This window comes from Pseudomonas sp. GNP013, assembly GCF_054343995.1.
This window is the reverse complement of record NZ_JBTGUT010000001.1, coordinates 3476727-3498848: the sequence shown is the minus strand read 5'-3', so window position 1 is coordinate 3498848 and position 22122 is coordinate 3476727. Positions and strand designations below refer to the sequence as shown.

27 protein-coding genes and 1 pseudogene are annotated in these 22122 nt (G+C 58.6%); 15 read left to right on the top strand and 13 right to left on the bottom strand.

Annotation, left to right across the window (positions count from 1 at the left end):
* Positions 1-4: 4 nt before the first annotated feature.
* The 4 genes from lolD to queF all read left to right on the top strand — a co-directional run bounded on the left by lolD (position 5) and on the right by queF (position 3429).
* Positions 5-688 (top strand): lipoprotein-releasing ABC transporter ATP-binding protein LolD, encoded by a 684-nt coding sequence (gene lolD / locus ACXX81_RS15250; protein WP_167325114.1) that lies wholly within the window; start codon positions 5-7, stop codon positions 686-688.
* Positions 689-750: 62 nt separating this feature from the next.
* Complete coding sequence (locus ACXX81_RS15245) at positions 751-1995, top strand: lipoprotein-releasing ABC transporter permease subunit (RefSeq protein WP_209990150.1); 1245 nt, start codon at positions 751-753, stop codon at positions 1993-1995.
* Between the two features lie 24 nt (positions 1996-2019).
* A complete protein-coding gene (gene copI, locus ACXX81_RS15240) occupies positions 2020-2532 on the top strand; it encodes a copper-resistant cuproprotein CopI (RefSeq protein WP_458571982.1) in 513 nt (170 codons plus the stop codon).
* A gap of 66 nt (positions 2533-2598) precedes the next feature.
* Positions 2599-3429, top strand: a complete 831-nt coding sequence (gene queF, locus ACXX81_RS15235) for an NADPH-dependent 7-cyano-7-deazaguanine reductase QueF (protein ID WP_231423184.1) — start codon at positions 2599-2601, stop codon at positions 3427-3429.
* Between the two features lie 54 nt (positions 3430-3483).
* Here queF and ACXX81_RS15230 read toward each other — a convergent pair whose 3' ends face one another.
* On the bottom strand, positions 3484-3750 hold the full coding sequence (locus ACXX81_RS15230) for a DUF4404 family protein (protein ID WP_057009578.1): 267 nt from the start codon (positions 3748-3750) through the stop codon (positions 3484-3486).
* A 110-nt stretch (positions 3751-3860) separates the two neighbouring features.
* A complete protein-coding gene (gene pcrP / locus ACXX81_RS15225) occupies positions 3861-4469 on the bottom strand; it encodes an HAD superfamily inactivated hydrolase PcrP (RefSeq protein WP_231423182.1) in 609 nt (202 codons plus the stop codon).
* A 195-nt stretch (positions 4470-4664) separates the two neighbouring features.
* Between pcrP and ACXX81_RS15220 the strand changes: the two genes are divergently transcribed.
* Entirely contained in the window at positions 4665-5354 is a 690-nt protein-coding gene (locus tag ACXX81_RS15220) for an MlaA family lipoprotein (protein ID WP_057009580.1), read from the top strand.
* A 60-nt stretch (positions 5355-5414) separates the two neighbouring features.
* Here the strand turns inward: ACXX81_RS15220 and ACXX81_RS15215 are convergent, their stop codons facing one another.
* Positions 5415-5711, bottom strand: a complete 297-nt coding sequence (locus ACXX81_RS15215) for a PilZ domain-containing protein (protein WP_057009581.1) — start codon at positions 5709-5711, stop codon at positions 5415-5417.
* A 277-nt stretch (positions 5712-5988) separates the two neighbouring features.
* Here ACXX81_RS15215 and rssB point away from each other — a divergent pair, with 277 nt between their 5' ends.
* Positions 5989-7170 (top strand): two-component system response regulator RssB, encoded by a 1182-nt coding sequence (gene rssB, locus ACXX81_RS15210; protein ID WP_209990164.1) that lies wholly within the window; start codon positions 5989-5991, stop codon positions 7168-7170.
* Positions 7170-7652 carry an anti-sigma factor antagonist RssC gene (gene rssC, locus ACXX81_RS15205; RefSeq protein ID WP_003235194.1) on the top strand — a complete coding sequence of 161 codons (483 nt, stop codon included), beginning with the start codon at positions 7170-7172 and terminating at the stop codon, positions 7650-7652. Before rssB ends, rssC begins: the two co-directional genes overlap by 1 nt.
* Positions 7653-7760: 108 nt before the next feature.
* On the opposite strand, the gene tal is transcribed toward rssC, so the two are convergent.
* The 4 genes from tal to ACXX81_RS15185 all read right to left on the bottom strand — a co-directional run bounded on the left by tal (position 7761) and on the right by ACXX81_RS15185 (position 10508).
* Complete coding sequence (gene tal / locus ACXX81_RS15200; protein WP_209990167.1) at positions 7761-8687, bottom strand: transaldolase; 927 nt, start codon at positions 8685-8687, stop codon at positions 7761-7763.
* A gap of 247 nt (positions 8688-8934) precedes the next feature.
* A complete protein-coding gene (gene dusA / locus ACXX81_RS15195; protein WP_458571981.1) occupies positions 8935-9921 on the bottom strand; it encodes a tRNA dihydrouridine(20/20a) synthase DusA in 987 nt (328 codons plus the stop codon).
* A gap of 82 nt (positions 9922-10003) precedes the next feature.
* Positions 10004-10276 (bottom strand): type II toxin-antitoxin system RelE/ParE family toxin, encoded by a 273-nt coding sequence (locus tag ACXX81_RS15190; protein WP_458571980.1) that lies wholly within the window; start codon positions 10274-10276, stop codon positions 10004-10006.
* Positions 10266-10508, bottom strand: coding sequence for a CopG family ribbon-helix-helix protein (locus ACXX81_RS15185; protein ID WP_231423173.1), 243 nt, complete (start codon positions 10506-10508; stop codon positions 10266-10268). The genes ACXX81_RS15190 and ACXX81_RS15185 overlap by 11 nt, the downstream gene beginning before the upstream one ends.
* A 266-nt stretch (positions 10509-10774) precedes the next feature.
* On the opposite strand from ACXX81_RS15185, the gene ACXX81_RS15180 reads away from it, so the two are divergent.
* The 3 genes from ACXX81_RS15180 to ACXX81_RS15170 all read left to right on the top strand — a co-directional run bounded on the left by ACXX81_RS15180 (position 10775) and on the right by ACXX81_RS15170 (position 13202).
* Positions 10775-11005 carry a hypothetical protein gene (locus ACXX81_RS15180; RefSeq protein ID WP_458571979.1) on the top strand — a complete coding sequence of 77 codons (231 nt, stop codon included), beginning with the start codon at positions 10775-10777 and terminating at the stop codon, positions 11003-11005.
* A gap of 232 nt (positions 11006-11237) precedes the next feature.
* Positions 11238-12581 carry a DUF6861 domain-containing protein gene (locus tag ACXX81_RS15175; protein WP_458571978.1) on the top strand — a complete coding sequence of 448 codons (1344 nt, stop codon included), beginning with the start codon at positions 11238-11240 and terminating at the stop codon, positions 12579-12581.
* Positions 12582-12593: 12 nt separating this feature from the next.
* Positions 12594-13202 (top strand): GAD-like domain-containing protein, encoded by a 609-nt coding sequence (locus tag ACXX81_RS15170; RefSeq protein ID WP_458571977.1) that lies wholly within the window; start codon positions 12594-12596, stop codon positions 13200-13202.
* Positions 13203-13593: 391 nt separating this feature from the next.
* Here the strand turns inward: ACXX81_RS15170 and ACXX81_RS15165 are convergent, their stop codons facing one another.
* Positions 13594-13806: a hypothetical protein gene (locus ACXX81_RS15165; RefSeq protein ID WP_458571976.1), complete on the bottom strand. Its 213-nt coding sequence runs from the start codon at positions 13804-13806 to the stop codon at positions 13594-13596.
* Between the two features lie 522 nt (positions 13807-14328).
* Here ACXX81_RS15165 and ACXX81_RS15160 point away from each other — a divergent pair.
* Together ACXX81_RS15160 and ACXX81_RS15155 are read left to right on the top strand one after the other, a co-directional pair.
* Positions 14329-14997 (top strand): class I SAM-dependent methyltransferase, encoded by a 669-nt coding sequence (locus ACXX81_RS15160; protein WP_458571975.1) that lies wholly within the window; start codon positions 14329-14331, stop codon positions 14995-14997.
* 128 nt (positions 14998-15125) lie between these two features.
* The gene (locus ACXX81_RS15155; protein WP_458571974.1) at positions 15126-15344 is read left to right on the top strand and encodes a hypothetical protein; all 219 of its coding nucleotides are present in this window, start codon (positions 15126-15128) and stop codon (positions 15342-15344) included.
* A 91-nt stretch (positions 15345-15435) separates the two neighbouring features.
* Here ACXX81_RS15155 and ACXX81_RS15150 read toward each other — a convergent pair whose 3' ends face one another.
* On the bottom strand, positions 15436-16623 hold the full coding sequence (locus tag ACXX81_RS15150; RefSeq protein ID WP_458571973.1) for an MFS transporter: 1188 nt from the start codon (positions 16621-16623) through the stop codon (positions 15436-15438).
* 421 nt (positions 16624-17044) lie between these two features.
* Between ACXX81_RS15150 and mqo the strand changes: the two genes are divergently transcribed.
* From mqo to ACXX81_RS15135, 3 genes and pseudogenes are all read left to right on the top strand, one after another.
* Positions 17045-18691, top strand: a complete 1647-nt coding sequence (mqo, locus tag ACXX81_RS15145; protein WP_209980318.1) for a malate dehydrogenase (quinone) — start codon at positions 17045-17047, stop codon at positions 18689-18691.
* A 112-nt stretch (positions 18692-18803) separates the two neighbouring features.
* Positions 18804-18953: pseudogene (locus ACXX81_RS15140) on the top strand (EamA family transporter); the annotation flags it as partial.
* Between the two features lie 154 nt (positions 18954-19107).
* A complete protein-coding gene (locus tag ACXX81_RS15135; protein ID WP_057009591.1) occupies positions 19108-19437 on the top strand; it encodes a YXWGXW repeat-containing protein in 330 nt (109 codons plus the stop codon).
* Between the two features lie 6 nt (positions 19438-19443).
* Here the strand turns inward: ACXX81_RS15135 and ACXX81_RS15130 are convergent, their stop codons facing one another.
* The 4 genes from ACXX81_RS15130 to ppnN form a co-directional block, all read right to left on the bottom strand.
* Entirely contained in the window at positions 19444-19818 is a 375-nt protein-coding gene (locus ACXX81_RS15130) for a hypothetical protein (RefSeq protein WP_209980320.1), read from the bottom strand.
* Positions 19819-19890: 72 nt separating this feature from the next.
* A complete protein-coding gene (locus ACXX81_RS15125; protein WP_231423165.1) occupies positions 19891-20286 on the bottom strand; it encodes a type II toxin-antitoxin system VapC family toxin in 396 nt (131 codons plus the stop codon).
* Positions 20283-20597 (bottom strand): AbrB/MazE/SpoVT family DNA-binding domain-containing protein, encoded by a 315-nt coding sequence (locus ACXX81_RS15120; protein ID WP_209980324.1) that lies wholly within the window; start codon positions 20595-20597, stop codon positions 20283-20285. Before ACXX81_RS15120 ends, ACXX81_RS15125 begins: the two co-directional genes overlap by 4 nt.
* Positions 20598-20710: 113 nt before the next feature.
* Entirely contained in the window at positions 20711-22084 is a 1374-nt protein-coding gene (gene ppnN, locus ACXX81_RS15115; RefSeq protein WP_209980327.1) for a nucleotide 5'-monophosphate nucleosidase PpnN, read from the bottom strand.
* Positions 22085-22122: the final 38 nt, after the last annotated feature.

Below are 22122 nucleotides of genomic sequence, written 5' to 3'. Positions count from 1 at the left end.
GGGCATGAGTGAAAAAGCAATCCTGAGCTGCCGCAACCTGGGCAAATCCTACGAGGAAGGCCCGGAGTCGGTGGTGGTGCTGTCCAACCTGCAACTTGAGTTGCATCCGGGCGAGCGCGTGGCGATCGTCGGCAGTTCCGGCTCGGGCAAAAGTACCTTGCTCAACCTGCTGGGCGGCCTTGATACGCCGTCCAAGGGCAGCGTATGGCTGGCTGGCGAAGAACTGTCGGCCCTCGGTGAAAAGGCCCGTGGCCAGTTGCGCAACCGCTCGCTGGGCTTTGTGTACCAGTTCCACCATCTGCTGCCGGAATTCACCGCGCTGGAGAACGTGTGCATGCCGCTGCTGATCGGCAAGACCGCGATCCCCGAAGCCCGCCAGCGCGCCAAGGCCTTGCTCGAGCGCGTGGGCCTCGGCCATCGCCTGGAGCACAAACCGGCCGAGTTGTCCGGCGGCGAGCGCCAGCGTGTGGCGATTGCCCGCGCCCTGGTCAACAACCCGGGACTGGTGATGCTCGACGAGCCCACCGGCAACCTCGACTCCCACACCGCCCAGGGCATCAAGGACCTGATGCTGGAACTGAGCACCCAGATGCGCACCGCGTTCCTAGTGGTGACCCATGACATGAGCATGGCCCGCCAGATGGATCGCGTGCTGCATCTGCAGGAAGGTCATCTGGTCGCCATCTGACCCGTTTCAGGCCCGGTGCTTCACGTGCCGGGCTTTTTCATTTTTTCAGACGGTGCCCGCTAATGTTCAGACCGTTATCGATTTTCATCGGCACGCGCTATACCCGCGCCAAGCGCCGCAACCGTTTTGTCTCGTTTATCTCGATGACCTCGATGATCGGCCTCGCCCTGGGCGTGCTGGCGATGATCGTGGTGCTCTCGGTGATGAACGGTTTCCAGCGTGAAATGAGCTCACGCATCCTCGGCATGGTGCCCCACGCCACCATCGTCGGCGTGAAGCCGATGGATGATTGGCGGCCGGTGGCAGCGGCGGCGATGAAGAATCCTGAAGTGACCGCTGCCGTACCTTTCACCCAGATGGACGGCATGTTTTCCTACAAGGGCGCCATGCAGCCGATCGAGATCAGCGGCGTCGACCCGGCACAGGAAGGCAAGGTGTCGATCGTGGCCCAGCACATCGTGCGCGGCAAACTCGACGACTTGAAGGCCGGCGAGTTCGGCGTGGTGATCGGTGACATCACCGCGCGGCGCTTTCGCCTGAACGTGGGCGACAAACTGACCCTGATCGTGCCGGAAATCAGTACCGCCCCCGGCGGCATCACCCCGCGCATGCAGCGCTTGAACGTGGTGGGTATCTTCAAGGTCGGTGCCGAGCTGGATGGCTCCATGGCGTTGATCCATATGGCCGACGCCGCCGAGATCCAGCATTGGCAACCCAATCAGGTGCAAAGCGTGCGCCTGGCGGTAAAGGACTTGTATGCGGCGCCCAAGGTCTCGGCCGATATCGCCGCCAGCCTCGGTGCGGCCTACAAACCGGATGACTGGACTCACACCCAGGGCAGCCTGTTCAGTGCGATGAAAATGGAAAAGACCATGATCGGTCTGTTGCTGCTGATGATCGTCGCCGTGGCAGCGTTCAACATCATTGCCACCCTGATCATGGTGGTGAACGACAAGGGCGCGGACATTGCGATTTTGCGCACCATTGGCGCCACGCCACGGCAGATCATGGCGATCTTCATGGTGCAGGGCACGGTCATCGGGATTGTCGGCACCCTGATCGGCGGCGTGCTGGGGGTGATTGCCGCGCTTAATGTAAGCGAGCTGGTGGGCTGGCTGGAGCGGGTGAGCGGGCAGCATATCTTCAGTTCGGACGTGTATTTTGTCAGCAACCTGCCCTCGGAGCTGCAAGGTGGGGATGTGCTGCTGATCTGCACGGCGGGGTTTGTATTGAGCTTTCTGGCCACGCTGTACCCGGCGTACCGGGCGGCGAAAATCGAGCCGGCGCATGCCTTGAGATATTCCTGATTCGATCATTGTGGGAGCGTTGAAATGACCTTGCGTACATCCTTGTTATTGGCAGGCTGCCTGCTGGTGTTGAGTGTCGATGCTCTGGCCGACGCGGCGCACGGCTTCGCCTTTGGTCATCCGGCTGCGGCGGATAAAGCCACGCGCAGTGTGGAGGTGACCCTGCAGGACATTGCGTTCGCGCCCAAGTCCCTGGATGTAAAGGCCGGTGAGACCGTGCGCTTTGTGCTGGTCAACAAAGGCCAGTTGCTCCATGAGTTCAACCTGGGCGACGCGGCGATGCATGCCGAGCACCAGAAGGAAATGCTGCAGATGCTGGCCAGCGGCATGCTCACGTCCACTGGCATGGCGAAGATGGATCATGCTGCCATGGGCCATGGTGCGATGAAGCACGATGACCCGAACAGTGTGCTGGTGGAGCCGGGTAAAACCGCCGAGCTGACCTGGACCTTCGCCAAGGCCACCGGTCTTGAGTTCGCCTGCAACCTGCCGGGGCATTATCAGGCAGGAATGGTCGGCACGCTGACCGTTGAGTGAGGCGATGATTAAGGGCGGGCGCAAAGGCTGGTAGACTGGCGCTGTTTATTTAGCCAGGTTCCCGTCATGCATCCCGCCGCCGAACACTCACCGCTGGGCAAGTCCAGTGAATACATCAGCACCTACACCCCTTCGTTGCTGTTCCCGATTCCGCGCGCCGCCAAGTGGGCCGAGCTGGGCCTGAGCGCCGAGACCCTGCCGTACAAGGGCGTGGACTTCTGGAACTGCTTCGAACTGTCCTGGTTGTTGCCGTCGGGCAAGCCGGTGGTGGCCATCGGCGAATTCAGCATCCCGGCCGACTCGCCGAACATCATTGAATCCAAGTCCTTCAAGCTGTACCTCAATTCGCTGAATCAGACCGCGTTCGCCGATACCCAGGACCTGCAAGCCACACTGCACAACGACCTGAGCTTTGCCGCCGGCAAGCCGGTGAGCGTGCGTATCCGCAGCCTGGCCGAGGTCGAGGCCGAAGGCGTGATGGCCTTGCCGGGGGTGTGCATTGATGCATTGGATATCAGCGTCAGCAACTATGAGCATCCGCGCCCGGAACTGCTGCGCTGCGACGATTCACGCGTGGTGGAGGAGAGCGTGCACAGCCACTTGCTCAAATCCAATTGCCCGGTCACCAGCCAGCCGGACTGGGGCAGCGTGGTGGTGGACTATCGCGGTGCGGCGTTGGATCACGCCAGTCTGCTGGAATACCTGGTGAGCTTTCGCCAGCATTCGGACTTTCATGAGCAGTGTGTGGAGCGGATTTTTCTCGACCTGCAGCGCTTGCTCAAGCCTGAAAGGTTGACGGTGTACGCGCGCTATGTGCGCCGTGGCGGGCTGGATATCAACCCGTATCGCAGCACTGAGGAGGTGGCGTTCCAGAACGTGCGTCTGGCGCGTCAGTAGCCTGCACATAAAACTCAATGTGGGAGGGAGCAAGCTCCCTCCCACATGAAGCGTTTAGATACCGATGTTGCCCAGGGTGATCATGATGTTGCGCAAGGTCCCGGAAATAACCGGGTGATCAGCGTCGAACTCAATGGCCGCCTGATTCACGTCGTCGGAAATGCTCGGCGTCTGGGTGGCCGGCTCCAGTTCAAGTTGCGTTTCAAACCTGGCAAGCAGGGCTTCCAGCGCTTCACGCTTTTCGGCCGGCAGTGGCGGATCCTGTTCCAGTTGCTCGCGCAGAATGTTGACCTGTTCTTGCAGTTTTTCGCGGGCAGGCATGGTGTTCTTCCTTTTATCGATAGGCACTGGCATAGACCGCGGCGTGCCGCGAAAGGTCTACGGGCTGATCGGTAGATTAATCCACTGCGGCCCGCCGTGCATGCCCTCGATCAGGGCTTCTCGCCTTTGAGCCGGCGCAGGCTGATGTCCGCCAGGCAGGTGCCGAGTTCACCGAGGTGGTCGATCACCGAGTGCACACCCAGCCCATACAGGGCCACAGTCGCCTTGCCGCGCTTTTGCTCGCGTTGCTGCTCGGTGAGCGCTTGCCACTGCTCGGGTGCCAGGCCGCACAGCGAGCCGCAGGAAGCCAGACCGATGGTCCACAGGCCGGCGTTGAGGCCCGATTGCAGCAGGCGCGGCTCGCCGCTGACCAGCACACAACCTTCCAGGCGTTCGATGTTCAGTTCCATCAAGGCTTGCCAGCACGCATGGGGCGCGGGCCAGCGAATGGAGGAGGGCGATGTGGCCTTGATCCAGGCGGGCAGCGTAGCCGCCAGGGGCGCGGTCACCGAGGGCGGCAGTTCATCCAGCCAGGCGCAGGGCACGCCTTGTTCCTTCAGGCTGCGCAGACTGTTCAGTGCGCCGGGGGTGGCTTGGGAGTCGGGGGCTGGCGAGTCATTGCGGGCCAGGGAACCGAAGTCCACCAGGCAGCCACTCAGGCCAAATAGCACGGCAGTCAATGACGGGGCCGTGGCGACGGCAATCTCGGCGTGTGGCATCAGAACATCCCTGAAATAGCTCTGACGCTATCGAGTCGGCATGACAAATAAATGACACCGAGGCTGATTATGAGAAATTTGCGCATTTTTCGTAAGACGTTTCCAGGTGGCTGCCTAAACCCGCACTTCCGTCATATACTGACGGCCAAATTCAGGGCATAGCGCCCATGACAGATCATTCAAGGAGCAAAAGCTATGCGCTGGAGCCAGTACTTCGCTCAGCTGTCGGTGTGTGCCACCGTACTATTCGTACCCTTTGCTGCACAGGCGGCATCGGAAGATGATCCATGGGAAAGCGTCAACCGCCCCATCTTCACCTTCAACGATACGGTTGATACCTACGCCCTCAAGCCAATTGCCCAAGGCTATCAGTTCATCACTCCGCAATTCGTGCAGGACGGCGTGCATAACTTCTTCCGCAACATCGGCGATGTCGGCAACCTCGCCAACAACGTGCTGCAGCTCAAGCCGCACAACGCTGGCGTGGACACCGCCCGTCTGTTGGTCAACACCACCTTCGGCGTGCTGGGCTTCGTCGACGTCGGCACCCGCATGGGCCTGCAGCGCAGCGATGAAGACTTTGGCCAGACCCTCGGTTACTGGGGCGTGGGCAGCGGTCCTTACGTGATGCTGCCACTGCTCGGCCCAAGCACCTTGCGTGATGCGCCGTCCAAATACGTCGACAGCTACACCTCGCCGTACCGCTACATGAATGACATCGACTGGCGCAACAGCGTCTTCGGCTTGAACCTGGTCGATACCCGCGCCAGCCTGCTCGACAGCGAAAAACTGATCACCGGCGACAAATACACCTTTATCCGTAACGCTTACCTGCAGAACCGTGAGTTCAAGGTCAAGGACGGCAAGGTCGTCGACGACTTCTAAGTCGAGACGTTTTGAAACGAAAAAGGCGACCCAATGGTCGCCTTTTTTGTGCGCAGCTATTTAGCGCATTTTCAGGATCCTAAGCCCCAGTTGCTGTTCTTCGCCCGCCGTCTTGGCCCATACCACTTCGGTATCGGCCTCCAGGCCCTTGAGGGCGGCGTGCTCCGAATCGATGCGGACGGTCAGCTGATCGCCGACGTTGAACTGGCGAGGTGCCTGCACCTGCATGCCGGAACTGGAAAGGTCCACGCAAACCCCGGCAATTTCCTGCCCGGCATGGATCAATGACACATCGGCATCCACCCGCATGCGGATGAAATCGCGTTTTTCAGCGTAGTCGCGCTCGTGTTCGCTCACAGGTTCCATCCTTACTTTGTGTTGTGGTGGTAGCTGTTCTTATAACTCCCGGTGATTTGCGGTGTAAAGAGGCTCGGCGACCATCGGCGTGAGCTTGAAACCCCTGACGGATGGGAGTACCGTCTGCGCCTTAGAAGGGCACCTCTGCTTTACAGTTGTGCGTGGGCAAAACGCCCGTGCTTTGTAGGACAGAGAGGCTAGAAAGCGAATCCAGTAGTGTGAGCCCGGCCATTGTCGCGCTGCCTACGCCAACCTAATTCTGGCGCCGTTTGCCCACATGCAAAAAACCAGTGCCACGCTGCTGATAATCGATGACGACGAAGTAGTGCGCGCGAGCCTCGCGGCCTATTTGGAAGACAGTGGCTTCAGCGTCCTGCAGGCCAGCAATGGCCAACAGGGTCTCCAGGTGTTCGAGCGCGACCAGCCCGACCTCGTGATCTGCGACCTGCGCATGCCCCAGATGGGCGGCCTGGAGCTGATCCGCCAGGTGACCGAGCGCGCGCCGCAGACGCCAGTGATCGTAGTGTCCGGTGCCGGCGTGATGAACGATGCCGTCGAGGCCCTGCGCCTGGGCGCCGCCGATTACCTGATCAAGCCCCTGGAAGACTTGGCCGTGCTGGAGCACTCGGTGCGCCGCGCCCTTGACCGCGCGCGCCTGCTGCAGGAAAACCTGCGCTACCGCGAAAAGCTCGAAACCGCCAACCGCGAACTCGAAGCCAGCCTAAACCTGCTCCAGGAAGACCAGAACGCCGGTCGCCAGGTACAGATGAATATGCTGCCGGTGAGCCCCTGGACCATCGACGACTTTCAGTTCGCTCACCAGATCATCCCTTCGCTGTACCTGTCGGGAGATTTTGTCGACTATTTCCGGGTGGATGAGCGCCGTGTGGCGTTCTACCTGGCCGACGTGTCCGGTCACGGTGCGTCCTCTGCATTTGTCACCGTGCTGTTGAAGTTCATGACCACACGGCTGTTGTTCGAGTCCAAGCGCAATGGCACGCTGCCGGAGTTCACGCCTTCGCAGGTGCTGGGCCACATCAACCGGGGCCTGATCAGCTGCAAGCTGGGCAAGCACGTAACGATGGTGGGCGGCGTGATCGATGAAGAAACCGGTCTTTTGACCTACAGTATTGGCGGTCACTTGCCGATGCCTGTTCTATACACTCCAGACAGTGTGCGTTATCTGGAAGGCCGTGGTCTGCCGGTGGGCTTGTTCAATGAAGCCACCTACGAAGACCATATCCTGGAACTGCCGCCGACGTTCAGCCTTACGCTGATGTCCGACGGCATCCTGGATCTTCTTCCAGAGCCTACACTCAAAGAGAAAGAAGCCGCCTTGCCCCAAAAGGTCAAGTCGGCGGGCGGCAGCCTGGATGGCCTGCGGCAGGTTTTTGGATTGGCCACGCTGGGGGAGATGCCGGATGATATCGCCCTACTGGTGTTGAGCAGGAATCTTTGATGAGTACCGGAAGAATCCAATTCGCCGAGCAGGACGGAACCTTCGTCCTCAAATTCGTCGGTGAAGTGCGCCTGACCTTGTGTTCAGCGCTGGATGCGACGATTGAGCGGATCTTCACTGCGCTGAACTTCTCGGCGATCGTGATCGATCTGACCGAAACCCGCAGCATCGACAGCACCACCCTGGGGCTGCTGGCCAAGCTGTCCATTCTGTCGCGGCAGAAGGTCGGCCTGTTGCCCACCGTCGTCACCACCCACGACGACATCACCCGGCTGCTGCAGTCCATGGGCTTCGATCAGGTGTTCAACATCGTCGACCGTCCGATCCCGTGCCCGGAATGCCTCACCGACCTGCCGTCCCAGGACCAGTCCGAGGAGATCGTGCGGGTCAAGGTGCTGGAAGCGCACAAGATCCTGATGGGGCTCAACGAGTCCAATCGCGAAGCCTTTCACGACCTCGTGAATGCTCTCGAACGCCACTGATCCCCCACTGCTGGAACACAATCAAATGTGGGAGTTCGGCTTGGGATCAGCGACCACAAAAAAGGGCGGCACCCTCACAGGTGCCGCCCTTTTTGCTGCTGCCTGCCTTTACAGCTTGGCAGTCAACAACGCCTCCAGTTTCTCCTGATCGCGGGCAAACTGACGAATCCCCTCCGCCAGCTTTTCGGTCGCCATCGCATCCTCGTTGGACTCCCAACGGAACTGCGCTTCAGTCATATGCACCCGCGCTTCCCCGGCGTGCCCTGGCGACAGCTTGCGCTCAAGCTTGCCTTCATCGGCCGCCAGCTTCTCCAGCAGGTCCGGGCTGATGGTCAGGCGATCACACCCGGCCAGCTCTTCGATCTGGCTCAGATTACGGAAGCTCGCACCCATCACGACGGTCTTGTAGCCATTGGCCTTGTAGTAGTTGTAGATGCGCGTCACCGACTGCACGCCCGGGTCATCGGAACCGGTGTAGTCGTTGCCATTGGCCTTCTTGTACCAATCGTAGATACGGCCCACGAACGGCGAAATCAGGAACACCCCGGCCTCGGCGCAGGCTACGGCCTGGGCAAACGAGAACAGCAGCGTCAGGTTGGTCTGGATGCCTTCCTTTTCCAGTTGCTCGGCGGCGCGGATGCCTTCCCAGGTGGAAGCGATCTTGATCAGCACGCGGTCGCGGCCAACGCCGGCTTTGTCGTACAGGTCGATCAGACGGTGCGCACGCTTGAGTACGGCGTCGGTGTCGAACGACAGGCGGGCATCCACCTCGGTGGAAATACGCCCCGGCACCACCTTGAGAATCTCCTGACCCACCGCCACCGCAAAACGGTCACTGGCCAGGCCGACATCGCCGTTGCAGTCCTGCACACACTCGTCCAGCAGCTTGGCGTAGCCCGGGATCGACGCGGCCTTGAGCAGCAGGGAAGGGTTGGTGGTAGCGTCCTGCGGCTTGAGCTTGGCGAGGGTGGAAAAATCGCCGGTATCGGCTACCACGGTGGTGAATTGCTTGAGTTGTTCCAGCTTGGAAGTCATGGGCGTGCTCTGTCCTATGGGTCTGATGACATTACCCGAGCGCCAGCAGGCGCTCAAGGGCGCAAATGCGTTCGATCGTTTGCGAGGGCAACAACCTGAAAACAGCCGTTTGAATGGCGGGCCTTACTCGGTAATTGGAGGCCGCAATCGGTGGCAGGTTCAACCCGATTACCGGATGCCATCCCGATCACAATGTGGGAGGGGGCTTGCTCCCGATAGCGCCAGCCCAGCCACCACACATTAACGATCAACGTCCTTCCAGCAATTCCCCCGCCTGATCCAGCAACGCCAACGGATCCGCAGCCTTGTGAATATCCACTGACAACAACTGCCGAAATTTCCGAGCCCCCGGAAACCCGGTGCCCAACCCCAATATATGCCGAGTAATGTGATGCATCGTCCCACCACTGGCCAGATGCTCAGCAATATAAGGCCGCAACTGCACCAACACCTGCGCCCGACTGATCACCGGCGCCTCGCTTCCAAACAACCTCTGATCCACCTGCGCCAGCACATAGGGATTGTGATAAGCCTCGCGGCCCAGCATCACCCCATCGAACGTCTGCAAATGCGCCTCGCACTCCTCCAGCGTCTTGATCCCGCCGTTGAGAACAATCTCCAGCTCGGGAAAGTCCTGCTTCAACTGCGCCGCCACGTCATAGCGCAATGGCGGAATGTCGCGATTCTCCTTGGGCGACAACCCCTCCAGAATCGCGATCCGCGCATGCACGGTAAAACTGGTACAGCCCGCATCCTTCACCTGCCCGACGAAATCACACAGCTGGGCATAACTGTCCCGTCCATTAATGCCGATACGATGCTTGACGGTCACCGGGATCGACACCGCATCACGCATCGCCTTCACACAATCGGCCACCAGCGCCGGATGCGCCATCAGGATCGCGCCGATCATGTTGTTCTGCACTCGGTCACTGGGGCAACCGACGTTCAGGTTCACCTCATCGTAACCGGCAGCCTCGGCCATGCGCGCACACGCGGCCAGGTCGGCGGGAACACTGCCACCCAGCTGCAGCGCCAGAGGATGCTCGGCTTCGTTGTGGCGCAGGAAGCGCTCGTGATCACCGTGCAGGATCGCGCCAGTGGTGACCATCTCGGTGTAGAGCAGGGCGTGTTTGGAGAGCAGACGCAGGAAGTAGCGGCAGTGGCGGTCGGTCCAATCCATCATGGGGGCGACGGAGAAGCGGCGGGAGAGTGGGTCGGTTTGTAGGGGCATTGGGGATCTGAGTCAGCGAGGTGAATGGGGCGCAGTTTATCAGGGATGGGTCTGGGGGGCGGAGGTGCGTGTTTTGCGCCCGTCACCACTGCGAGCGCGGACGTTGTCTTGTGTGGAATATGCCAAGAATTTGTAAGCGATCTCCGCGTACCCGATACGGGATCAAGTAGGACCAGTTGGGCACCGCCCGCTTTACCCGACCTTCACGGCCCATGGAAGGAAACTGAGCTAGCTTGTCGACACTAGCGAAAATGGCATCGGAGAAGTCGTCAGCTGCCTTGGGATTTTCGAGAGCGATATAGTTTGCTTCGTCTTCCAGATTTTTGAGTGCTGTTGCAAGCCACTCAACCTGCATTCCGGCTCCAGCGCCGAGCGCGCATTGCTGCCACCTGATCATCGGTGGCGAATTTGCCTTGATCGGCTTCTTTTACTGCCAGCTCGATCTGAGCGGTCAGCGTTTTTTCGTGCTCGATGTAGTCGCGGAGGACGTCCATCGCCAGATAGGTCGCAGTCTGGCCGCTGGTTTTGGCCAAGTCGGCGAGAGAATTGGACAAGTCTTCCGGGAGGTTTAGGGAGATTCCAGTCATGGCGGTCTCGATGGTGGATGGTTGTAGGGCATCTTACACCGCGGAGCGCTGGCTTGAATGAGCAGGTCGTCGCTGTGTGTATCCGGAAGTGATTTGTTCCACCTCACTGCCGGAGTATCGTGGTCTGACCCCGATATGAACTTATGGATTGTTTAGCAAAGCTCAGGCGAAGGAAATGCTCAAACTCAAGCGCGGGCGGCCAAAGTCGGTAGCCACTAATAGAGCACGATAATGTTCGTTTTGATACTGTCGTGCTCGAGAGATTCATGGCTTCTGGGCCGGGTTGGCAAGCGCGCATGAACACCGCTTTGACAGCTCCCTCTCTCCCGCACAGCGCTAGATGTTGTCAGTTGCTGAGTGTTGGCTGTGCGACACGAAATCTAATGTTAAATAAATCTGTCCCCTTTTTCCTCATTGAAGAAATTGCCTCGCTAAATTTAAATAAGAAAACGGATTTGCCTGGTCGCGGACGAAAAATTGCAATTTTACTATATTAGGGATAATGGCCCCGTAAGGGGATTGATTTCCAAAAACCCTCCCATACACACCTATATTTTTCGAAAAACAAAACAATATCCAAAAAAGATTTTGAGCCATTGGGTAGCTTTCTAAAACTACCAGTCTATCAATCCACTCCTTATCTTATGTATCGTGTCTATTGATTTCTCATTCCATTTTTCCCCATACTCTGGCGAGGCGATGACAAACCCATTGTCAGGGAGAGATGGAATGTTCTTATGGGACGTGCCTTCATGGCACCAGATAGAAGACCGCATATCCCACGAAATGGGTTACCAACCGGCAGGAGCGGGCATTCGCACGCAGCTTAACGAATATGTAGCCTCCGTTTCTCTCAATATCCGCCGCGTCAACTGTGTCAGAACCGCATTTACCCACGCCGAATGGCAAGCCGCCGAGTTGTTGAGGCAACGCTTCTCCGACCTTGATATTTCCAGCATCCTTCACGAGTTGATTGGTGTTGTCACTCAAATGGCGATGATCGTTGCGGGCAGTGTCTTGACCGGAGGCGTCATTGGCGCGGGTGTAGGTGTTTTGGCCGGAGGTGCTGGGGCCATTCCCATGGGCGCCGCAGGTGCCGCAATGGGCTTGCAGGTCAGTACCTGGATATTGGGAATACTGGGGCTAACGTCTATTGCCGAGTTTTTCGTCGAGGGTTTGCCCGCCATTGGCGAGTATTATCTGACAGGAATCAGTATCGCATGGGAAGGCGCACAGGGCGATGACGGGTTAAGTCCGTACAGCCATGACGATCCTTTTGCGCCGGAAAGGGCAGCTCATCACATAGCCTTGGGACATGTGGAGGTTGTCGTCTTGCTACTGGGGGCTATCGTTGCCTATCTCACTCGTGGTCGAGGTAACGCCACTGTTCTTGCACAGGAAATGCGCGCCAGTTCCAAAGGGGCGCGGCTGGGCGAATGGATGCTCAAACACGAAGAGGCGCTGAAAAAACGCCCAGACCTCCAGATGTCAGAGCCTCGCAGAGGCGCACTTGGTCCACAGGAACCACCACCGAATCGCCCATCTGGAAAAGACAAAGAGCCTCCCAAGGGCAAACCAAACACCATGCCCCGTCATGAGGTCGAGTGCTTCAAAGCCGACAAGATGCCAGCCTCTAAAATCGGGGAGTTCGAGCGTCAGTTAAAAGGGCAAGAGGACGGGCTGAATCGACTGACAGTTGATGAATACTTGGAGAATATCGCTAATCCGGTAAAGCGTAGTAAGGCGGCTGCTACACGGGCCCGAAATGATTTACAAGATAAATTACAAGAGCGGTTTAACGAAGATTTTTTACAAACGCTGCCCCCCAAAGATGCGAGAGTAGCGAGTCTAAAAAAAGCTAAAGAAACGATGTCAAGCCTTGCAGGCCTGCATAACCCCGATTTGAGCGCTGGCGGCAAAGACATTATTGCAGACTTTGGTGACAAACAGGTGAATTCAAGCATTGGTCCACAGTGGAGGAATAAAATCAAAAACCTGAAAAGTGCAGCTGAAAACATACCAAAGCCAATGAGAGGATCAACCTTCCTCAATGTAAAACTCCACAAGTGTTAAAGGTGATGAATAATGGATGAAGTATTTTCAATTTTCTTAGAAGAGTTCGGTAATGAAATTGACCGACAGGAAGTACCACCATCAAGTATCGAGAGATACAGAGGTAAATTACCCAATCAACTTTTGGAGTATTGGGCTGAACATGGCTGGTGCGGTTACGGCGATGGCATTTTCTGGTTAGTAAACCCGCAAGAATACGAGGGGGTAGTAGGGGCTTGGCTTGAAGGGACGAAATTTGAAGCCTTTGATACCTACCATCTGATTGCCCGTAGTGCCTTTGGTGATCTGTATCTTTGGGGTGAAAGAACGGGGGCTTCCCTTAAAATAACTAGTATCCTTTCTCGCTATACAACACATTCATCTATATATACAGGGGAGCAAATGGACAAAGGGTTCCGCTCTTTCCTGCTGTCCAGAAATTTTGACTCTAACGATTATGGCGATCTGTTCAAACCAGCGAAGAGAAAGCTGGGGGCTTTGCGTCATGATGAGATGTATGGCTTTGTTCCAGCGTTTATGTTGGGCGGGCCAGATACCCTTGATCATCTTGAAAAAGTGAAAGCGGTAGAACACCTGATATTGCTTTCACAGGTCGCCGAGCTTCAACCCTACAGTTTTTAGACTTTTAAGAGGATGTACGAGAAGGCGGGGTTTTTATGCACCGGTACCGGTGCCCATGATTACCTGACGTATAAGCGCCACGCGTGAGGGGTGTTCGGTGCTGGTTCGCTTATGGCCGGTAGCAGCCATTCGCGACCTGCTGCTCTTAGGCCGAAAGCAATCTTGTCGCAATTCACTTGGCCTCCTGATCGGGCTTATCAGCAGCTAATGAATATCAGATGGATGGTCGGTCAGGATGGGGCAAAAATGGGGCAAGTCTTACGCCAATCTATGCCTCCCAATGCCCGTAATGCATTTCTGCGACTTACTGTGGCCGGACTCCACAGCCAGCAACCACGGGCCCATCCCTCAAAACCCCTCACATACTCCTACACAATTGGGGTGTGCTTTGTCAGAGACGATTAGTTCGTAGCTTCGCCAAGCCCTGCTTGATGTGCCCAGCGTTTTCGCCTATCACGAATAGAGCACCACATGCGTTGTCACCAACCTCATCCATGCCTTGCTTTTCGCTTTGGAGAGCCAATTTCATCAGAGCTGCTTCCAACGCGAGCTGATTCTCGTACATTCGTTCAAGCAAATCTGGGAGTGAGTATTCCCCTGACATGTGTGTCACCCCGCCTAAAAGGGCTAAGCATAGCAGTGGCCTAGTAAATTGTTGCTTGCTTAGAAATTGCTACGAAAAAGGCCGTTCAACGCCTCGAAAGCAGCGGTAGTGGCGGTTTTGGGGAAGGCTACGTCCAATCCATCATCGGGGCGACGGAGAAGCGGCGGGAGAGTGGGGCGGTTTGTAGGGGCATTGGAGGGATCTGGATCATGGCGAATGACGCGCAGTTTATCAGGGATGCATGCTGGCTGTCGGAGCGGCGTATATTGCCCGTTTCACGACAGTGCTGGGCAAGGACGCAAAGCGCCTCTGTCGCCCGGGTCGCGTTCTGACGCTGAGCGACGCCTTATCACGCGTCGGTAGGATCCGAGCTAGTATTGAAGGATGTGGTCTTAAAAAGTCAGCGCTTATTTCTCGCCGAAATTGCCGCGACGTTCTTGATGCCCATCATCGGTTCCCGGCCTGACCGCCAGGACGCAGCCAACCTATGTCCCTCTAGCCGTTCGGAGTGATCAGAAAACAATGATAACTATCCAGGAACTCAACGAGTTCACCAGCAACCCGGAGTTGACTGCCAGCATCGCCCAGGTGTGGGAATTGATCGGCCAGCATTTCGAACAGGCCCAGGCTAGCCTGCTGCCTGAGCAGGCGATGGAGCGTCGTGAGTTGTCGTTCCATGATCACGTACGCCTGCTGGGCTACCTGTCGCTTTTGGTGGCCGAGCTGCCGGGTGACGTGGTGGAAATCGGCGTGTGGAAGGGCAAGTCGTTGATGCTGATGAACGAGGTGTGCAATGGCGAGCGGCGTGTCATCGGTATTGACCCGTTTGAGTTGCCGAACCAGTTTGAGGAGTTCAGTCACTATCAAGCGTTGATGCTGCCTGATGCGGTGGTAATTCGCGGCTTCTCGGAACTCAGTGCCGAGCGTTTCTACAATCTGGCGCCCAGGGTTGCGCTGTTGCATATCGATGGCGGTCACACCATGCGCAACGTGTTGCTGGATTTCCTGCTGTATTCGCCGAGCGTGGTGCCGGGCGGTTTTATTGTGCTGGACGATTATCGCGACTTTAAACACTCGCCTGAGGTGGGGCCTGCGGTCGATCTGCTCAGGGCTACGGGGTTCTTCAGAGACTTCAACGTGCTGGGAAGCGTGCATGGTTTTGAGAACAGCTACGTGTTACAGCGGATGTAAGCGTTTCCCAGGTCGGCGCTCTGGACGCATCCTGTCCCCAGCAAAATTTCATCATTCTCTGCCGTGTTGAGGTTTACGATTCTCTGCAAGAGAGGCCCAACGCCTCCAGCCTGCAGAGAACCCGGGAAATGACCTCAAACCTCATCAAACTGTTGCTGATCAGCGGCACATTGCTATTGAGCGCCTGCTCCTCGGGCGCGAACGTCAGCAGCGACCCATGCTTCTCGGGCGGATGCCAGGCGTTTGGCGACCATAGCCCGAGTAAAGCCGCCAAAATGAGTTTTGGCGGCAGCGGGCTGGGTAGCAGTTATGGAGAGTATGGTTCGGGGTTGTTGCATGATGATTGATGCGGCACTGGGCCAGCCAGTTTTGTGGTGACTGACCCATTGCTATCGTGAGCAAGCCCCCTCCCACAGTGGTACTGCGCAGGTTGGCGAGTTAGTGCCCGCCTTTCATGCGTCGGGCGATGAGGTAAAGGCCCAGGCCGAGCAGTGCGGTCGCTGCGCCGATGTAGCCGGTGCTGGTCCAGCCCAATCCCGCTGTAATCGCCATTCCCCCAAACCACGGCCCCAGCGCGTTCGCCAGGTTGAACGCCGCGTGGTTGGACGCGGCCGCCAGGCTTGGGGCTTCGTGGGCGATGTCCATCAGGCGGATCTGCAACGGTGCCGCCAGCGACACCATGGTGCCGACCAGGCCCATGCTCAGCAGCACGCCCCACAGCGACGATGCGGCGAACGGGAAGAACAGCAGCACGGCAATCGACCACACCAATATCAGCCCCACCGCGCGAAACTGCATGCGATCAAACAGTTTGCCGCCTGCGATGTTGCCGATGATCCCGCCGACACCAAACGCCGCGAGGCCAAACGGAATCCACTGTGGCGATACTTTGGTCACTTCCAGCATGGTCGGCGCCAGGTAGCTGAATACGCAGAACATCCCGGCAAAGCCAATCGCGCCGATGGACAGGGCCATCCACACCTGCGGTTTGGTGAAGGCGCGCATTTCCTTGCGCGGGTCGCTGCGTTCTTCGTCGTGGCGGTGGGGCACGAATTGCCAGACCAGCGCGATGGTGCACAGGGCAATCACGCTGACCAGGGCGAAGGCCGAGCGCCAGCCCAAGTGTTGGCCGAGGAAGGTAGCGATGGGGTTGCCCAGCAACATGGCGAGGGTCAGGCCCATCATCACGCGGGCGACGGCGCCGGCGCGTTTATCCGAGGGCACCATGCTCGAGGCGACCACCGCGGCGATGCCGAAGTAGGCGCCGTGGGGCAGGCCGCTGATGAAGCGGAAGGCCACCAGTGAGCTGAAGCTCGGAGTGAAGGCGGTGGCGAGGTTGCCCAAGGCGTAAAGCGCCATCAATAACAGCAGCATATGTTTGCGCAGCAGTTTGGCACCGAGGATCGCCAGCAGTGGGGCGCCGACCATCACGCCCAGGGCGTAGGCGCTGATGGCGTGGCCGACCTGGGGTTCGCTCAGGTTGAGGTTTTGGGCGATGTCGGGCATCAGGCCCATGATGGCGAATTCGCCGGTGCCGATTGCGAAAGCGCCCACGGCCATGGCCGCTTCCATTTTGGCGGCACTGCGCGCGGGCAGCAGGTGCCCGGGTGTTTGCTGGATAGACATGGATGGCTCTGTTTGAATGGGTGCACGAAAGACAGTCGTCGATGCTACGCACGCGACGGTGAAGGTGTCTAGAACAGCCGCTTGTCCGAGAGTTCCAGGCCTGTGACCTCAGGTCGCGCCTGCCAGCCTTGACACCTGCGCAATAAAAGCCGCGATTTAATGCTGTCAATTGGCCAAACGACCCATAAACGCTGTTTGGCATGATATTCTGCGCGCCGTTCTGGACAGGTCTTTCCCGGGTGCGTACATCCGTATACGTCCCGGCGGTGGGCTGTCGCCCAGGTAGCTGAAGCCAATAATGATAAAAAGTCAGCGCAGAAGGGACAAAAGTGAGGTCGATACGTCGGCCTTGTGTGCCCACCCTACGGTCTGCAGAGTCAGGGGCGGTAGGGCGGATGGCGTTTTATCATAGGTGCTACTGATGTTTAAAAAAGTAAACACTGCCCTGCTGGGGCTGGCTTTGTCGATGGGGATCACGTCCGTTCACGCGGAAGAGGCAAAGAAAGTCGATGTGCTGCTGATCGGCGGCGGCATCATGAGCGCAACCCTGGGTGTGTGGCTCAACGAGCTGCAGCCGGACTGGTCGATGGAGATGGTCGAGCGCCTCGATGGCGTGGCCGAAGAAAGCTCCAATGGCTGGAACAACGCCGGTACCGGTCACTCGGCCCTGGCTGAGCTGAACTACACCCCGGAAGACAAGAACGGCAACGTTGAGATCCCGAAAGCGGTCGAGATCAACGAAGCGTTCCAGATCTCCCGTCAGTTCTGGTCCTGGCAGGTCCAGCAGGGCGTGCTGAAGAACCCGCGTTCGTTTATCAACTCCACACCGCACATGAGCTTTGTGTGGGGCGATGACAACATCAAGTTCCTGAAAAAACGCTACGAAGCCCTGAAAGCGAGCCCGCTGTTCGCCGGCATGCAGTACTCCGAAGACCCGGCGCAGATCGCCAAGTGGGTTCCGCTGATGATGCAAGGGCGTGACCCGAGCCAGAAAATCGCGGCCACCTGGACCCCGATCGGCACCGATGTGAACTTCGGCGAGATCACCCGCCAGTTCGTCGCGCACCTGCAAACCACGCCGAAGTTTGACCTGAAACTGTCGAGCGAAGTGCAGGACATCACCAAGAACGCCGACGGCTCGTGGCGTGTGAGCTACAAAAACCTGAAAGACGGCACCAAGACCGAAACCGACGCCAAGTTCGTGTTCATCGGCGCGGGCGGCGGTGCACTGCACCTGCTGCAGAAGTCGGGTATTCCTGAAGCCAAGGAATACGCAGGCTTCCCGGTTGGCGGCTCGTTCCTGGTGACCGATAACCCGGCCATCGCCGAGCAGCACATGGCCAAGGCCTACGGTAAGGCCTCGGTTGGCGCACCGCCGATGTCGGTTCCGCACCTGGACACCCGCGTGCTGGACGGCAAGCGCGTGATCCTGTTTGGCCCATTCGCGACCTTCTCCACCAAGTTCCTGAAGGAAGGCTCGTACCTGGACCTGCTGACCAGCACCACCACTCACAACATCTGGCCCATGACCAAAGTCGGTATTCGTGAATACCCGCTGGTCGAGTACCTTGCCGGCCAACTGATGCTGTCGGACGACGACCGCTTCAAGGCACTGCAGGAATACTTCCCGAACGCCAAGCAGTCCGACTGGCGCCTGTGGCAAGCCGGCCAGCGCGTGCAGATCATCAAGCGTGACGAAGAACAGGGCGGCGTCCTGAAACTCGGTACCGAAGTGGTCAGCTCCGCCGACAACACCATCGCAGGCCTGCTGGGTGCATCGCCAGGCGCGTCCACCGCGGCTCCGATCATGCTGACCGTGCTGCAGAAAGTGTTCAAGGACAAGGTGGCGACCCCTGAGTGGCAGGCCAAGCTGCACCAGATCGTACCGAGCTACGGCACCAAGCTGAACGACAGCCCGGAAGCGGTTGCCAAGGAATGGGCCTACACCGCCGGTGTTCTGCAATTGACGCCACCGCCTGCGATCCCGCAAATGGCGGCGCCAAAGGCCACCGAGGCTGCCAAACCTGCGGCTGAGCCGAGCAAGCCGGCGTCCGACCTGGCGCTGTAAGCTGCTCAGCAACACGCATCGCTGAAGAAAAAGCCCGCTGAACCGGTGACGGTCAGCGGGCTTTTTTATGGGCGACGTTCACACCTTGAAATGCCTGACCTGCTCATGCAGGCAGAATGGCTTGCCCCCTGGCATTGCGGCCATCATCGCCGCGCTGCAGCCGCTGATGACGGCGGCACTGTCCACCGGCAGCGATACCGAGCGCAGCGGCGGCTGGCAGTGGGTAGGGCTGTTGATCAGTTTTGTCGGCGTGGCGATCGTGAAACGACCGACAGTCGCATGCACCTCGTAAGGCGTGCAGGTTCAGCAAGCTGACAGACACATCCTGTTAAAAAATACCCAGGGCCATGCAGGAGCGTGGTTGCAGCAAGGGGGGATTTTTACCATTGCAGGGTGTAAGCGCCCGAGGGTTTTGTATGTTGTTACGTTATGCGGCATTGGCGGCGGTGGTCGTCGCAGCATCTGGATGTGTACAGGAGCGCGTGGTTCATGAACGCGTTCCGATGCAGCGTGATTACGTTGAAGTGGTCGCGCCACAACCGCCGCCGGTGCAGGTGATCGAGGTCGAGCCGGCGCCACGTTATGGCTATGTATGGTCGCGCGGTTACTGGCGCTGGACGGGCGGGCGGTATGTCGCGGTGCACGGTCATTGGGAGCCGGTTCGCGAGGGTTATCGTTATGTGCATCCGCACTGGGTGCAGCACAGCGATGGTTTCCACTGGCAGGTGGGTGGCTGGGTGCGCTGAGCCTGGTTAAATCGGCTTCTGGGTACCCAGGAGCCGAACCTCTCGCAGCAGTGCCGCCCCGAGTTGATCGGTGCCCAGCTCGCGATATCCCACCGCCTTAACGTCGCCGTTTTCCTCCGCCTGGATAATGATCACCGGTGTTTCCTTACCCGATGTTTCGTCCATATGCATCGCGTACTGCGGAATATCCAGCGCTATCGGCGTACCTGCGGCTTTGCCCTTCACATTGATCAGGAACGCCGCGCACCCGCTGTCCACGTCCTCATTGGTGGCCGAGCGGCCGCTGACGAAGCAGCTCTGCGGCAAGTCGGGCCAGACGATGGCATCGCCCAAGGCGAGGGCAGGCAGTAGGGTCACGGCTGTGAGCAGAAGCGTGCGCACGTTCGGTGTTCTCTTGATCAAGGGGACAGTCGATTTTTTACCAAAGCTCGCCGTCAGCTGCAACGCCGCGGCTCAGCCCAGTCGCTTCATGCCCGTCGTTTTGGCGGCGTCGAGGTCGAATGTGGCGGTGTATTCGCAGCCGGCCGCGTGGGCGCAACGCTCGATCAGGCAGTCCGCAAAGTCGGCCTTGCTGGCGATGAACTTGCGCAGTGCCTTCCAGACGATATCGGCGTGTTCGATGGTCAGTTCGCGGGTGTGCAGCAGGGTCTCCAGCACCAGCACCACGTCGGCCTTGGCCGATTGGTAGCAGGACTGCAGGACCCACACCAATTCCACGATGGACACCACGCTGACAAAACCTGGCGATGCGGCAGTCAGTGATTCAATCAGGTGCGATGCCTTGGCCGACTGCACCGCATCGTCCTGGGTGACGTAGCGCACCAGCACATTGGTATCCAGGCCGATCATCGCGCTTTTGCTCCCCGGGCCGCGATGGCCTGATTCATGTCCTCGATGGATACGGGCCTGGCAGGCGTGTTGATCAGCCCCTTGAGATCCTTGACGGTTTTGCTCGCGGCAATCATGGAAAACTTGCCGTCTTCCATCTCGACGAACTCCACCCGGTCGCCTGTTTCCAGGCCCAGGGCGGTCCTGACCTGGACAGGAATAGTGATTTGCCCCTTCGACGTCAGTGTGGCGGTTGCCATGGTTAATACCTCCAACATAATGCCCCTTACCCTAGAGTAAGGAGTGCTGAAGGACAAGATCCGTTGGTCCATAGGTTGCTCGCAGAAGTGAGTTGGAATAGGAAAACCCTAGTCCGAACGCAGGATCCTCACACGCTCGCTCGTGCCCTAAAGCGCTACAAACTATGACCCACCGCGCGCGGGGCTTATTGCACCACGCGATAGCACGGCACATACGCTGCGCCGCCCGGCAGTTTCATCCGGTGCTGGGCCACGAATGCCTTCAGCAGCTCATCCAGTGGTTTCATGATCGCCGGGTCGCCGTTAATTTCGTAAGGACCGTTTTCCTCGATCAGGCGAATGCCCTTGTCCTTCACGTTGCCCGCCACGATTCCCGAGAACGCACGACGCAGGTTGGCCGCCAACTCATGGGGTGCCAGCGCATGACTCAACTGCAGGCTGGCCATGTTTTCGTGGGTGGGATCGAACGGACGCTGGAAGCCCTCGTCGATCTTGAGCAGCCAGTTGAAGTGAAACGCATCGTTGCGCTCGCGACGGAACTGCTTCACCGCCTTGAGGCCGGCGGTCATCTGGCGCGCCACTTCGGCTGGATCGTCGATGATGATCTGGTAATGCTGTTGCGCGGCTTCACCCAGGGTGGCGCCGACGAACGCATGCAGTTGTTCCAGATAGGGCGCCGCGTGTTTGGGCCCGGTAAGCACTACCGGGAACGGCACGTCGCGGTTGTCCGGGTGCATCAGAATGCCCAGCAGGTACAGGAACTCTTCGGCCGTGCCTGCACCGCCCGGGAAGATGATGATGCCGTGGCCCACGCGCACAAAAGCTTCCAGGCGCTTTTCGATGTCCGGCAGGATCACCAGTTCGTTGACGATGGGGTTCGGTGCCTCGGCGGCGATGATGCCAGGCTCGGTCAAACCCAGGTAGCGCCCGCCGGTGATGCGTTGCTTGGCGTGGGAAATGGTCGCGCCCTTCATCGGCCCTTTCATCACGCCGGGGCCGCAGCCGGTGCACACGTCGAGGCTGCGCAGGCCCAGTTCGTGGCCGACTTTCTTGGTGTATTTGTATTCTTCGGTGTTGATCGAGTGCCCGCCCCAGCACACCACGATTTTCGGCTCGACGCCCGGGCGCAGCGTACGGGCGTTGCGCAGCAGGTGGAATACGTAGTCGGTGATGCCCTGTGAGTCGCTCAGGTCGATGCGCTGGCTGCCGAGTTCGTTCTCGGTGTAGACGATGTCGCGCAGGGCGCTGAACAGCATCTCACGGGTGCTGGCGATCATTTCGCCGTCGACGAATGCGTCTGCCGGCGCGTTCACCAGTTCGAGGCGTACGCCGCGGTCCTGCTGATGGATACGCACTTCAAAATCTTTGTAGGCGTCGAGGATGGTCTTGGCGTTGTCGATGTGCGCGCCGGTGTTGAGGATGGCCAGGGCGCACTGGCGAAACAGGGTGTAGATGCTGCCGGTGCCGGCGGCGCTCAGTTGCTGGACTTCGCGTTGGGAGAGGGTTTCGAGGCTGCCCTTGGGGCTGACGGAGGCGTTGATGACGTGACGTTGGGGCATTCTGATTCCTTGAAAGCACAGCCACCGCATCCTTTGGG

Bases quoted from the DNA above. Each gene is read 5' to 3' on its own strand.
- lolD (WP_167325114.1), top strand. From the start codon at position 5: ATGAGTGAAAAAGCAATCCTGAGCTGCCGCAACCTGGGCAAATCCTAC.
- ACXX81_RS15245 (WP_209990150.1), top strand. From the start codon at position 751: ATGTTCAGACCGTTATCGATTTTCATCGGCACGCGCTATACCCGCGCC.
- copI (WP_458571982.1), top strand. From the start codon at position 2,020: ATGACCTTGCGTACATCCTTGTTATTGGCAGGCTGCCTGCTGGTGTTG.
- queF (WP_231423184.1), top strand. From the start codon at position 2,599: ATGCATCCCGCCGCCGAACACTCACCGCTGGGCAAGTCCAGTGAATAC.
- ACXX81_RS15230 (WP_057009578.1), bottom strand. From the start codon at position 3,750: ATGCCTGCCCGCGAAAAACTGCAAGAACAGGTCAACATTCTGCGCGAG.
- pcrP (WP_231423182.1), bottom strand. From the start codon at position 4,469: ATGCCACACGCCGAGATTGCCGTCGCCACGGCCCCGTCATTGACTGCC.
- ACXX81_RS15220 (WP_057009580.1), top strand. From the start codon at position 4,665: ATGCGCTGGAGCCAGTACTTCGCTCAGCTGTCGGTGTGTGCCACCGTA.
- rssB (WP_209990164.1), top strand. From the start codon at position 5,989: ATGCAAAAAACCAGTGCCACGCTGCTGATAATCGATGACGACGAAGTA.
- rssC (WP_003235194.1), top strand. From the start codon at position 7,170: ATGAGTACCGGAAGAATCCAATTCGCCGAGCAGGACGGAACCTTCGTC.
- tal (WP_209990167.1), bottom strand. From the start codon at position 8,687: ATGACTTCCAAGCTGGAACAACTCAAGCAATTCACCACCGTGGTAGCC.
- dusA (WP_458571981.1), bottom strand. From the start codon at position 9,921: ATGCCCCTACAAACCGACCCACTCTCCCGCCGCTTCTCCGTCGCCCCC.
- ACXX81_RS15190 (WP_458571980.1), bottom strand. From the start codon at position 10,276: ATGCAGGTTGAGTGGCTTGCAACAGCACTCAAAAATCTGGAAGACGAA.
- ACXX81_RS15185 (WP_231423173.1), bottom strand. From the start codon at position 10,508: ATGACTGGAATCTCCCTAAACCTCCCGGAAGACTTGTCCAATTCTCTC.
- ACXX81_RS15180 (WP_458571979.1), top strand. From the start codon at position 10,775: ATGGCTTCTGGGCCGGGTTGGCAAGCGCGCATGAACACCGCTTTGACA.
- ACXX81_RS15175 (WP_458571978.1), top strand. From the start codon at position 11,238: ATGTTCTTATGGGACGTGCCTTCATGGCACCAGATAGAAGACCGCATA.
- ACXX81_RS15170 (WP_458571977.1), top strand. From the start codon at position 12,594: ATGGATGAAGTATTTTCAATTTTCTTAGAAGAGTTCGGTAATGAAATT.
- ACXX81_RS15165 (WP_458571976.1), bottom strand. From the start codon at position 13,806: ATGTCAGGGGAATACTCACTCCCAGATTTGCTTGAACGAATGTACGAG.
- ACXX81_RS15160 (WP_458571975.1), top strand. From the start codon at position 14,329: ATGATAACTATCCAGGAACTCAACGAGTTCACCAGCAACCCGGAGTTG.
- ACXX81_RS15155 (WP_458571974.1), top strand. From the start codon at position 15,126: ATGACCTCAAACCTCATCAAACTGTTGCTGATCAGCGGCACATTGCTA.
- ACXX81_RS15150 (WP_458571973.1), bottom strand. From the start codon at position 16,623: ATGTCTATCCAGCAAACACCCGGGCACCTGCTGCCCGCGCGCAGTGCC.
- mqo (WP_209980318.1), top strand. From the start codon at position 17,045: ATGTTTAAAAAAGTAAACACTGCCCTGCTGGGGCTGGCTTTGTCGATG.
- ACXX81_RS15135 (WP_057009591.1), top strand. From the start codon at position 19,108: ATGTTGTTACGTTATGCGGCATTGGCGGCGGTGGTCGTCGCAGCATCT.
- ACXX81_RS15125 (WP_231423165.1), bottom strand. From the start codon at position 20,286: ATGATCGGCCTGGATACCAATGTGCTGGTGCGCTACGTCACCCAGGAC.
- ACXX81_RS15120 (WP_209980324.1), bottom strand. From the start codon at position 20,597: ATGGACCAACGGATCTTGTCCTTCAGCACTCCTTACTCTAGGGTAAGG.
- ppnN (WP_209980327.1), bottom strand. From the start codon at position 22,084: ATGCCCCAACGTCACGTCATCAACGCCTCCGTCAGCCCCAAGGGCAGC.